This window comes from Vagococcus salmoninarum (genome assembly GCF_003987495.1).
Classification (GTDB): Bacteria; Bacillota; Bacilli; order Lactobacillales; family Vagococcaceae; genus Vagococcus_D; species Vagococcus_D salmoninarum.
In genome coordinates, this window is the sequence record NZ_NGJU01000018.1 from 1 (window position 1) to 12,372 (window position 12,372).

Genomic DNA, 12,372 nt, shown 5'->3' on the forward strand with positions numbered 1-12,372 from the left:
GATTGACACCTCAAAAATATTACGAAACATTCAAAGTATAAAAAAGATGATCCCCAAATTTTGGGAATCATCTTTACACAATTCATACCACTTTTTTTATTATGTCCTTGACAAGGGGTACACTTTAGTTCCAGACACACACTTTTTTGTTGATTAGTTAAGATAAGTTTCATAAGCCGTAGTTAAATGACTATGCAGCTCATTTTTATCAGCTTCAGTTAAGAAAGCGCCGTCGACAGCATTATGGTTTAAGTCTCGCATTTGTTGATAATCAAGGTTATACCATTGATGTAATTTCATGTATTCATCGGTTAAAGTCGTGTTAGAGACGGTCCGATTATCAGTATTAATACAAATTTTCAAGCCGGCATCTAAGAAACGTTTAAATGGATAGTCCGCTAAACTAGTGACCGCCTTTGTTTGGAAATTACTTGTTGGACACATTTCGACTAAGGTGCCAGCGGCTAAACAAGCAGCTAAAACAGCTGGGTCTTTTTGAATCGCCACACCATGACCAACTCGAGTAGCCCCAAGCTTGATCGAGGTTAAAACATTTTGTGGGCAGCCACATTCACCAGCGTGTAAAGTTAAAGGGATGCCGTAAGAATGACTTAACGTAATAATATCGGTATACAAATCAGCTGGGAAATTGGCTTCGTCACCGGCAATATCAAAACCGACAACTCCTTTGTTTAAATGAGCTTTAGCCGCTTCAACGACTTCAATATTTTGGGCTTTTGTATGATGGCGCATGCCACATAATAACATATTACTTTTAACGCCGAAAGCTGCTTGGCCTCGTTGTAGACCAGCTGAAATGGCTTCGATAATCGCCGTAACACTTAGACCTTGATGAGTAAATAACATTGGCGCGAAACGGACTTCGATGTATGTCACATTTTCAGCAGCCACTTGCTCAATTAAATCATAGGCAATCAGTTCTAAAGCTGCGGCTTGTTGTAAGAAAGGTAAAACCATGTCAAAACGCTCTAAATATTCGCCAAGATTTTGACATTCTACTGGGGCAATTAATTTCTCAGCTAATGCCGAGCCAGTTACGTCTAGTTTGACTCCTTGAGCCTTAGCTAATTGCTCTAAAATATGGGGACGGACGGCACCGTCTAAATGACAATGTAATTCAATTTTTGGTAAATTTTTAACAACTGTTCTTTCCACGTAATTCCTCCTATAAAATTCCTTTAACTTTAAATATTATGTACTAATATACACTGAAAAGGCTAACAAAGCTAGAAACTTCCAGTAATAAGAGTAAAATATACCAAAAAGACGACTAGTTTTAAGCTAATTCTCATAAACAGCTAGCCACATCCCTTTACAGTCACCGGCTTAAAGAGGTAAACTAGAAGGACTAACGGGAAAGGATTGATCAGTTTGAATATTAGAAGTAGTAGAACTTTAAGTAATGGAATTGAAATGCCTCGTTTAGGATTAGGAGTTTGGAAAGCGAAAGATGACGAAGAAGTTATCAATGCTGTCAAATGGGCAATTGAGACAGGTTACGCGTCAATCGATACGGCTGCAATTTATAAAAATGAAAGCGGTGTTGGGATCGGCTTGAAAGAGTCTGGTGTCAAACGTGAAGATATTTTTGTGACGACGAAAGTTTGGAATGAGGATCAAGGATATGATTCGACTTTGGCAGCTTTTGAAACGAGCTTAGGAAAACTACAATTAGATTATGTTGATTTATATTTAATTCACTGGCCAGTTGCTGGTAAATACAAAGAAACTTGGAAAGCCTTAGAACACTTATACAAAGAAGGTCGCGTCAAAGCAATTGGGGTTTGTAACTTCCATGAGCATCATCTCCGTGATTTGATGGGGGAGGCGGAAGTAATGCCAATGGTCAATCAAATTGAATTACACCCACTACTAAACCAACTTCCACTAAGAAGCTTCTGTGAGGAACATAATATTGCGGTAGAAGCCTGGTCACCGTTAGGACAAGGGAACTTGTTAACAGATGAACGTTTAGTTACGATGGGGGAAAAATACGGTAAAACACCGGCCCAACTAATTTTACGCTGGGACTTAGAAAATGACATTATTACGATTCCTAAGTCAGTCACAAAATCACGGATTCAACAAAATGCTGCAATCTTTGATTTTGAATTAACGCCGGCAGATAAAAAAACCATTGATGAATTCCATACTGGCCAACGTTTTGGGACAAATCCTAATGAATTTGATACTAAGCAAGTCTTTTAAAGATAAAAAACAGCCCAAGGTTAATCCTTGGGCTGTTTTTTTTAGGCTTCGATGACTTGGCCAATTGCTAAAAGCAAGGCTTGCTCTTCAGGAATTAATTTAAAGAAAGCTTGTGGGTCTTGAGCAATGATCGGGAAAGTGTTGTAGTGAATCGGTGTGACCTTTTTAGGCTTCAGCCAAGTTGTGGCTAATGCGGCATCTGCTGGTCCCATCGTAAAGTTATCACCAATCGGTAAAAAAGCATAATCAATCTCATGTTGCTGACCAATCAACTGCATGTCGCTGAACAAAGCAGTATCCCCAGCGTGATAAATTTCCACCCCATCAATCATTAAAAGTAAACCAGCGGCGATGCCTAAAGGAATCAGTTGACCACTCGCGTCTTCGTAGACAGAACTATGAATGGCAGGTGTCATTTTAACACGACCGAATTCAAAATCGTACTTGCCCCCAGGCTGCATACCATGAGTCTTTAAGCCTTTTTTGGCAAAGTAGGCAGCTAATTCCACATTAGCGATAATTAATGCGCCAGTCCGTTTGGCGATTGCTTCAGTATCACCAACATGATCGTTATGAGCATGAGTTAAGATAATCACGTCAGCTAAGATTTTCTCTGCGTTTAAGTCACTAAAATCGTTGTCAGTAATAAAAGGATCAACTAAAATCCGTGTGCCTTCAGTAGTAATGATTTGTAAACAAGATTGACCGTGCCATGATAATTTCATAAAAAGCCCTCCTGATAAATGTATTTATACTCCCTTAAGTATAACCGATAACGTTAAAAGGAACAAAAAGGGGCCGTGACATTAGTCATCGGCGCCCTTTTTTGATGAACGTTATTTGATAGACGAGTTCCAAAAGTCAAATAACTTCGTTCTCAACAAATGCTAAGCGCTGAAGCGCAAAGCTTTGAAGGCACGATAATTTCAATAAATACGACTACACTCTGTTTCGCTCTCATTAATCTCTAAGTGCTGCCGTTATTCTTAATGCTTTAGCATTTAGAAATAAGGGACAACGAAGTAAAGCACTAAGAATTAAAGGCCACAATCAAAAGAACTGATTGTTCCTTCAACTCTTACGATTTTAATCGTTAGAAGTTGATGTGATCGAAGTCGGATTTATTTCCAATAGCCGTGCCTCTTATGACTTTACTACGTTGTCCCTTGCCTCTAAGCTAATAAATTAGCAAGAGCAACGGCAGTCATTAGAGACAGGGACAACGAAGTACTTGTATTTAAACGACTTTTGTCACACCTCCTGAAGAATGTAATTATAATTGATTAACAAAGTAATCAAACAAAGCTTTTTCTGATAAGTGATGCTCATAAGCCATTTCAGGGTGCCATTGAATAGCTAAAACTTTTTGAGAATCATCAATCCACTCTAACCCTTCCACTAGCTGATCAGAACTTAAAGCGGTAATTTTTAAAGAACTGGCTACGCGCTTAACTGCTTGGTGGTGATAGGAGTTCACAAAGTAGTCGGAGCCTAAAATCTTTTCTAAGTGAGACTCTGGCTCAATCGAGATTTTGTGAGTAGGAAAAATTGGTAAAGTGGGGTCTTGTAAGTGACGAACGGCCCAATCAGTATAAAGTGATAAGTCTTGGTACAAAGTGCCACCAAGTGTCACATTTAAAAGTTGCATCCCCCGGCAAATACCAAAAATCGGTTTCTTTTGGGCTAAAGCTTCTTTAATTAAGGCAATTTCAAACAAGTCACGCTTGGGATTCGTTCCTTGAAGTTTGGGGTGAGGGTCCTCACCGTAAAATTGAGGGTCCACATCATGTCCCCCAGCTAGGACTAATTTATCGATACTTGCGATATAAGTTTTAGCTAACTCTGGGTTAGTCATAGGTAAGATGACTGGAACGCCACCAACAGCTTCAATCGCTGTCACAAAGCCAAGTGGGGTATAACTTACTGCGTTGCCGTAAAACTCTGTTGAACCGGCGGCTAATTCATTGCCGGCAATGCCGATAATTGGGTTGCTCATAAATATTTTCCTCCTGCACAAATTGTAAATATATTGTAACATGAGAAAGCCTGTTAGCAAGTAATTTTGATTAGTGAAATGACAGAGAAGGCTAATAGAATAAAACTTTGAGTAAAGACCTCTAAATATGGTATACTTATATGTAAATTATTGACAGAAAAGAGTACATACACCTAGTTTCTGATCGAAGGAGGATTTTTTGTAATGGCAGAAAAAAAACCATTTTATATTACAACGCCAATCTACTATCCAAGTGGAAAATTACATATCGGCAGTTCATATACAACAATCGCTTGTGACGCTGTGGCAAGATACAAACGCTCAACAGGTCATGAGGTTTTTTACTTAACAGGACTGGATGAACATGGCCAAAAAATTGAACAAAAAGCTGAAGAAATGGGAATTTCACCGCAACAATACGTAGATGAAATGGCAGTGGAAGTTCAAAAGTTATGGAAAGACTTAGATATTAGTAATGATAAATTTATTAGAACAACTGACAAAAATCATAAAGAACAAATTCAAAAGATCTTTGAACAGCTATTAGCTCAAGGAGATATTTATTTAGGGGAATATGAAGGTTGGTATTCTGTTTCCGATGAAGAATATTTCACAGAAAAGCAATTAGCGGAAGTTTACCGTGATGAAAATGAAAAAGTTATTGGTGGTAAAGCACCAAGTGGTCATGAAGTCGTCTTAGTTAAAGAGGAAGCTTATTTCTTTAAAATGAGTAAATACGCGGATCGCTTGATTCAACACTATGCAGAAAACCCAGACTTTATTCAACCAGTTTCCCGTAAAAATGAAATGATGAATAACTTTATTACACCAGGACTAGAAGATTTAGCTTTAACACGGACTACTTTCTCTTGGGGTGTTTCTGTTCCAAGTAACCCGAAACACGTTGTTTATGTGTGGATTGATGCCTTGTTTAATTATGTGACAGCCTTAGGCTATGGCACTGATGACGACAGCAACTTCCAAAAGTTCTGGCCGGCTAATGTTCATATGATTGGAAAAGAGATTGTTCGTTTCCACACAATTTACTGGCCGATTATGTTAATGGCTCTAGACTTACCTTTACCAGAGAAAGTTTACGCTCATGGTTGGATTGTCATGAAAGATGGCAAAATGTCGAAATCTAAAGGCAATGTTGTCTATCCGGAAATGTTGATCGAACGTTATGGTTTAGATGCTTTACGTTATTATTTATTAAGAGCTGTGCCTTTTGGTAATGACAGTGTCTTCACACCAGAAGACTTTGTCGCAAAAGTTAACTATGACTTAGCTAATGATTTAGGGAACTTATTAAATAGAACAGTTGCTATGATTAATAAATACTGTGATGGCAATGTGCCTAAATATGCCTCATTAGTAACTGACTTTGATAGTGAATTATCAACAACGGCGGCTAACGTGATTGCTCAATACCATAAAGCGATGGACAATATGGAATTTAGCGTGGCTTTACAAGCAGTTTGGACGTTAATTTCTCGAGCAAATAAATACATTGATGAAACTGAGCCTTGGGTGCTTGCCAAAGACCCTGAAAAGGTCAATGAGTTAAACAGTGTCATGGTTCATTTAGCTGAATCCTTAAGAATTTCAGCCATTTTATTACAACCAATTATGACGGAATCGCCAAAAGAAATCTTTAGACAATTAGGTCTTGAACCTGTGGAAATGTCGATGAGTGAGATTCGTTTCGGAGAATTCCCAGAAAATAAAAAAGTTGTCAGCAAAGGAACACCAATCTTCCCACGTTTAGATACTGAACAAGAAGTTGAGTATATTCAAATGAAGATGAACGAAGTCACTGGCAAAAATGCCGAAGACTTTACTTGGGATCCGGTAGAAACAGAATTAGTTTCCGTTAAAGAGAAAGACATTAAGTACGATGTTTTTGATAAAGTGGAATTAAAAGTCGCTGAAGTCATCGACTGTCGTAAAGTCGAAGGTGCCGACAAGTTATTACAATTTAGATTAGATGCAGGCGACAAAGCCCACCGTCAAATCTTATCTGGCGTAGCGGAATTTTATGATAATCCTGCCGATTTAATTGGTAAGAAAGTCATGGTCGTTGCCAACTTAACACCAAGAAAAATGCGGGGAGAAATCAGTCAAGGGATGATTTTATCTGCGGAATTTGATGGCAAGTTACAGATTATGGAAGCTCCTAAAGGGGTTCCAAATGGGTCGGTAATCGCCTAATTGACAGGAACGATTGAAAGCTGCCATTAGTTTTCAGTCGTTTTCCTACGTAAACTTATGGAAAGGTCGGGAGACAAAAATGATATTTGATACTCATACTCATTTAAATGTCGAGCAGTTCAAAGATGATTTAGTAGAAACGATGGCACGTAGTCGTGAGTTAGGTGTAACAGAGATGGCAGTTGTTGGTTTCGATACACCGACGATTGAAAAATCCTTAGAATTAAGTCAAACATACCCAGAGATCTACAGTATTATCGGCTGGCATCCAACGGAAGCTGGTAGCTATTCTAAAGCGATTGAGGACAAGTTACAAAGTCAATTGACTGAACCGAAAGTTGTTGCTTTAGGAGAAATCGGCTTAGATTACTATTGGATGAATGACCCAAAAGAAGTTCAGGCAAAGGTTTTTCGTCGCCAAATTGCGATTGCTAGAGAGCATAACTTACCGATTAGCGTTCATACTCGTGATGCGATTGAAGATACCTACCAAATTCTTAAAGAAGAAAATATTCAAAATGTCGGTGGCATTATGCATAGTTTCAGTGGCGATGTTGAGTGGATGAAACGTTTCTTAGACTTAGGAATGCACATTTCATTAAGTGGTGTCGTTACCTTTAAAAAAGCCACAGAAGTCCATGAAGTGGCGCAAGCGGTGCCTTTAGAACGCTTGCTGATTGAAACGGATGCACCTTATTTGGCACCAATGCCTTATCGAGGCAAACGGAATGAACCAGGTTATACTCGTTACGTGGCGGAAAAAGTCGCTGAACTTCGTGAGATGACTGTAGAAGATGTAGCTAAAATCACACGCCAAAATGCTTTCGAGTTATTTAGAATTGAGTCTTAAATGACAGATAAAATTAAGATTCAAGAAATCATCGTCGTTGAAGGCAAAGACGACACTAAACGCATTCAACAAGTGGTGGAAGCTGATACCATTGAAACAATTGGTTCAGCCATTAACGCTGAAATTTTGGAGCGAATTGCCCATGCTGAAGAAGTTCGGGGAGTGATTGTTTTTACGGACCCAGATTTTTCAGGGGAAAAAATCCGTAAAATCATAACTGAACAGATTCCTTCAGTTAAACATGCCTTTATCTCACGGCGTTTAGCAACACCAGCTAAACGAGGAGCTAGTCTCGGAGTGGAGCATGCGAGTAATGAAGCGATTATCGAGGCTCTAAAAAATGTGATGACCCCTAAAGAAACGTCGGAAGCTGAGTTAATTACGAAAGATGATTTGATCAGTTACGGCTTAATTGCCGGCAATCAAGCGAAAGCAAAACGTGAAGCTTTAGGAGAGTTACTGCGGATTGGTTATACAAATGGAAAACAATTACATAAACGCTTAGGGATGTTCCAAATTACCCAAGCCGAATTAGCTGCTGCCATGACAGAAGTTCAAGCTAACCTAGAAAAATAAGGTTAAGGGAACTGTTCAAAATAAGAAAGAGGTCACTGATGGAATACAAAGACATTGCAACCCCTAGTCGGACGAAAGAGATTTTAAAACAATATGGATTTACTTTCAAAAAAAGTCTAGGACAGAACTTTTTAACAGAACCGAATATTTTAAGAAACATCGTTCATGCTGCTGACTTAACAGCCCCTACGAACGTGATTGAAGTAGGACCTGGGATTGGTTCACTAACAGAAAATTTAGCCCGCTATGCGAAAGAAGTCTTAGCATACGAGATTGACGGTCGCCTAGTCGAAGTCTTAGCTGATACGTTGTCCCCTTACCCTAATGTGACAGTCGTCAATCAAGATGTCTTAAAAGCTGATTTAAGCACAGAAGCGAAAGCCTATTTTAAAGAAGACTTACCGATTAAAGTCGTAGCGAATTTGCCGTACTATATTACAACGCCAATCATGATGCATTTCTTAGAATCTGATTTAGATGTGAGTGAAATGATCGTGATGATGCAAAAAGAAGTCGGCGACCGCATTACTGCGAAACCTGGCACAAAAGCCTATGGCTCATTGTCAATTGCCGTTCAATATTACATGGAAGCCTCAGTCGCTTTTATCGTACCGAAAACGGCTTTCGTGCCACAACCAAACGTTGATTCAGCCATTATCAAACTGACTAAGCGTGAGAAACCGGCTGTCGAAGTCATTAACGAAAAGCACTTCTTCAAAGTAACAAAAGGTGCCTTTTTACAACGTCGAAAAACTCTTTGGAATAACTTATTAGCAAACTTTGGTAAAGAAGAAGCAACGAAAGAAGGGCTACTAAAAGCCTTAGAAATTGCTGAAATTGATCCTAAACGTCGCGGTGAAACATTATCATTACAAGAATTTGCTAACTTAGCCAATGCCTTAGAGCCAGTCTTTGCGGCACAACAAAATAATTAATTTATAAAGCTGAAGCTAGACACGTCCTCTAGCTTCTTTTTTATATAGTTAGTTAGAAAGGTGTCTTGACACATAAGGGATAATAATGTAAACTGAAAAACATCAAGGTGTCATGACACCTAACGAAGGAGTTTTTTAATTATGAAATTATCACCAGTGAAGCGACTAACCTTTTCGGCAATCTTAGTTGCTCTAGGAATTTTAATTCCCATGGTTATGCCAAAAGTTGTGATTGGACCAGCTTCCTTTACTTTAGCTAGCCATGTGCCAGTTTTTCTTGCTATGTTTATCTCCCCAGGAGTGGCAGTCGCTGTTACCCTAGGAACTGCTTTTGGTTTTTTCTTATCCTTACCAGTTATTATCGCTTTCAGAGCATTGTCACATATTGTCTTTGCGTTACTAGGAGCAATGTACTTACAAAAACATCCAGAAATTATTAATTCAATGATGAAATTTCAACTATTTAATGTAGTTATCGGTATTATTCATGCAACTGTTGAACTATTAGTCGTAGCAGTCTTCTTTTTGCAAGGAAACATGGCAGCTAGTAACTACGAAGCCGGCTTCTTATACACAGTAGTCATCTTAATTGGCTTCGGTGGCTTTATTCACAGCCTACTGGATTATAATATCGCCTTCTTCATCGGCCAACGCCTAAGCAAACACTTTACGTTCCCCGTCTTTGTAAATGGTGGAACGAAAAAAATCAGAACAAGCCAACTATAAAAAAATGCCTTAACAGTTTTCTAAGACTGTTAAGGCATTTTTATTTTATTCAGAGCGGAGCCTTTCACTTCTTAGGATTTTATATCCTTAGAAGCTGTTGCGATTGAAGTGAGGGGGCTACTCCGAACGTAACCTTCAATGCTAGCACTTTACTTCGTTGTCCCTTATCTCTAAATGCTAAAGCATTAAGAATAACGGCTCTTCGTTGTCCCTTATTTCTAATGACTAAAGTCATTAGAATAACGGCAGTGCGTAGCAATTGATGAGAACGAAGGCTGAATTTATTCAGAGCGGAGCCTTTCACTTCTTAGGATTTTATATCCTTAGAAGCTGTTGCGATTGAAGTGAGGGGGCTACTCCGAACGTAAAGCTTCCACCGGATCTTTTTTCGCAGCCATTCGAGCGGGAATCATCCCACCGATTAAGGTCAAGACGATACTGATAATTACTAGGATCAAGGCGTGGAGAGGGTTTAATTGAGCAATATTAGCTAAACCAGTCATATCTTCTAAAATGATATTCGTTGGAATTGTTAATAAGTAGGCAATGGTAATTCCTAAAATACCAGAACAGGCACCAATAATTAAAGTTTCAGCATTAAAGACCCGAGTGATATCTTTTTTACGAGCACCAAGGGCACGTAAGACACCAATTTCTTTTGTTCGTTCAAGAACAGAAATATAAGTGATGATACCTACCATGATCAATGAAACGACTAGAGAAATTGACGCGAAGGCAATTAAGACATTCGTAATAGCGGTCATAATGCCACCAGTCATTTCAGTCATCGAACTAGCTAAGTCGGTGTAAACAATACTGTCTTTATTTTCTTTACCAATATTGTAATTATCTAAGTACGTTAAGACTTCTTCTTTTTTATCGAAATCAACAGGGTAAATATAAATCATCATTGGCGTAGCGTCGCCACCTAAATAGGCTAAGGTTGAATCTTTTTCACCGTCTTTAAAAGGTTCCATTGTGATGACATTTGTTTCGGAGTCTCTTTGAGCGTCAACGATTTCCGAGTCTTGCTCACGTTGGAGAATTTCTTCGACAAGAGCATCACTATAAGCTAAACCATTCCCTAAAATTGTAACTTGGACGTCTTCTTTTTGTCTTAAAATCGCTGAGATTTTTAACGTTGTGTTCTTATTATTGTCGAATAACTGATTGTAATCATTAGCGGGCATGTAATTTCCAAACTCAGATTTTTGATAAAACTCATTATTACCAATAAGCTTTAACTCAGTCCCAACAATTTCTGTGAACTTCATCGCCTCAATATTATCAGTATCAAAACCTAAGTTAGTTAAAATCTTAGTATCGATTTGATTTCTGCTGTCGACGACTAAAACTAAATCGTGAGGGGTTTGTGGGTAGTCACCAGCCAGAACGTCATAGTTATTTTTTAAATAGCTGTCTTGTTCCCCTTCAATAGATGTTGGGTAAGAAGTTAGCCCAGCACCACGCATACTCGACATACCAGCTAGCCCAACAGTGTCAGCGCCACTCATGCCAATATTGACAGAAACAGGTTTAACTTCTTGATCGACTTTTCTTAAAAGATTCATACCGACAATGCGGGTATAACCGATGCTCTTAGCTAAATCATCGGGAATCTCATCTAAGTAGTCAGTGTATGAATCAGTAATATTGTTAACATGGGTAATCAAGCTGTCCTCTTGATTGTAAAGGTAAACTTCATCAGAAGAAACATACTCCTTTTTGCTGATCCGCGACTCACTTTGGAGTTCTTTCATCGCTTCCTCGTCCATATTCATGGCTTGTTGGGAAATGATGACTGGAAACTCAGCTAAGGCATCACTTTGGAAGTCATCGATTTGAACTTGAAAGCCAGTCGAAAGGCTTAAAATCAAAGCAATCCCGATGATCCCGATACTGGCTGCAAAGGCAGTTAAGCCTGTTCGCCATAACTTAGTGGCAATGTTACGACCGGATAAGTTTAAAGCAGTAAAAAGGCTCATACTTGTTCGTTTCAGTTGATAGTCAGAGCTTTTAGTAACATCAGTGTAAGGGTTGCTATCATCTAATAACTGACCATCTTTAAGATTAACAACCCGATCGGCATAACCTTTTGCTAAATCTGGATTATGGGTTACCATAATGACTAACTTGTCATCAGCAATTTCTTTAATTAAATCCATGATTTGTTGACTCGTCGTTGAATCTAAAGCACCAGTTGGCTCATCGGCTAAAATAATATCCGGGTCATTAGCTAACGCTCGAGCAATTGCCACCCGTTGCATTTGACCACCAGACAATTGATTAGGTTTTTTATTAATGTGGTCTTTTAAGCCAACCCGTTCAAGAACTTCCGTTGCCCGCTGTTTTTTCTCGGCCTTATTGACGCCACTTAAAGTCATTCCCATTTCAACGTTGTCTAAAATACTTAAATGACTAATTAAGTTATAACTTTGGAAAACAAAACCGACACTATTATTCCGGTAAGCGTCCCATTCTCCGTCTTTAAAGTCTTTCGTGGATTTCCCGTTAATGATTAAATCACCACTATCGTATTGATCCAAGCCACCAATAATATTTAATAAGGTGGTTTTTCCTGAGCCACTTGTTCCAAGAATAGCCACGAATTCATTTTCTCTAAAGTTTAGACTGACGTGATCTAAAGCAACTTGAGTAAAATCACCTGTCGTGTAGCTCTTTTTAATTTGATTTAGTTGTAACACAGTTCTTCCTCCTCTGTTAGTACATGTCTAGATTAACTAATTAATTAACCTACCAATCTAAGATATCATAGTAATGTGTCCTCACAGTGAACTTCTTTGACGATGAAAAAAAACGCAGCCTGTGGTATATTAAAAAGCAACAAG

The 12,372-nt window shown here is 38.7% G+C and carries 10 protein-coding genes; 6 read left to right on the forward strand and 4 right to left on the reverse strand.

What is annotated here, in order from left to right; all coding sequences use genetic code 11:
- Positions 1-153 precede the first annotated feature (153 nt).
- On the reverse strand, positions 154-1,176 hold the full coding sequence (add, locus tag CBF35_RS11300) for an adenosine deaminase (protein WP_126781234.1): 1,023 nt from the start codon (positions 1,174-1,176) through the stop codon (positions 154-156).
- Positions 1,177-1,392: 216 nt separating this feature from the next.
- Between add and CBF35_RS11305 the strand changes: the two genes are divergently transcribed.
- Positions 1,393-2,229, forward strand: coding sequence for an aldo/keto reductase (locus CBF35_RS11305; protein ID WP_126781236.1), 837 nt, complete (start codon positions 1,393-1,395; stop codon positions 2,227-2,229).
- Between the two features lie 41 nt (positions 2,230-2,270).
- Here the strand turns inward: CBF35_RS11305 and CBF35_RS11310 are convergent, their stop codons facing one another.
- On the reverse strand, positions 2,271-2,954 hold the full coding sequence (locus tag CBF35_RS11310) for a metal-dependent hydrolase (RefSeq protein WP_126781238.1): 684 nt from the start codon (positions 2,952-2,954) through the stop codon (positions 2,271-2,273).
- A 548-nt stretch (positions 2,955-3,502) separates the two neighbouring features.
- A complete protein-coding gene (locus CBF35_RS11315; protein ID WP_126781240.1) occupies positions 3,503-4,225 on the reverse strand; it encodes a gamma-glutamyl-gamma-aminobutyrate hydrolase family protein in 723 nt (240 codons plus the stop codon).
- 204 nt (positions 4,226-4,429) lie between these two features.
- Here CBF35_RS11315 and metG point away from each other — a divergent pair, with 204 nt between their 5' ends.
- The 5 genes from metG (at position 4,430) to CBF35_RS11340 (ending at position 9,523) form a co-directional block, all read left to right on the forward strand.
- Entirely contained in the window at positions 4,430-6,436 is a 2,007-nt protein-coding gene (metG, locus tag CBF35_RS11320; protein WP_126781242.1) for a methionine--tRNA ligase, read from the forward strand.
- 79 nt (positions 6,437-6,515) lie between these two features.
- The gene (locus CBF35_RS11325; protein WP_126781244.1) at positions 6,516-7,286 is read left to right on the forward strand and encodes a TatD family hydrolase; all 771 of its coding nucleotides are present in this window, start codon (positions 6,516-6,518) and stop codon (positions 7,284-7,286) included.
- The gene (gene rnmV / locus CBF35_RS11330) at positions 7,287-7,862 is read left to right on the forward strand and encodes a ribonuclease M5 (RefSeq protein ID WP_126781246.1); all 576 of its coding nucleotides are present in this window, start codon (positions 7,287-7,289) and stop codon (positions 7,860-7,862) included.
- Positions 7,863-7,897: 35 nt separating this feature from the next.
- The gene (gene rsmA, locus CBF35_RS11335) at positions 7,898-8,797 is read left to right on the forward strand and encodes a 16S rRNA (adenine(1518)-N(6)/adenine(1519)-N(6))-dimethyltransferase RsmA (protein ID WP_126781248.1); all 900 of its coding nucleotides are present in this window, start codon (positions 7,898-7,900) and stop codon (positions 8,795-8,797) included.
- Positions 8,798-8,938: 141 nt separating this feature from the next.
- Complete coding sequence (locus CBF35_RS11340; protein ID WP_126781250.1) at positions 8,939-9,523, forward strand: hypothetical protein; 585 nt, start codon at positions 8,939-8,941, stop codon at positions 9,521-9,523.
- Between the two features lie 353 nt (positions 9,524-9,876).
- Here CBF35_RS11340 and CBF35_RS11345 read toward each other — a convergent pair whose 3' ends face one another.
- Entirely contained in the window at positions 9,877-12,228 is a 2,352-nt protein-coding gene (locus CBF35_RS11345; protein WP_126781252.1) for an ABC transporter ATP-binding protein/permease, read from the reverse strand.
- Positions 12,229-12,372 lie beyond the last annotated feature (144 nt).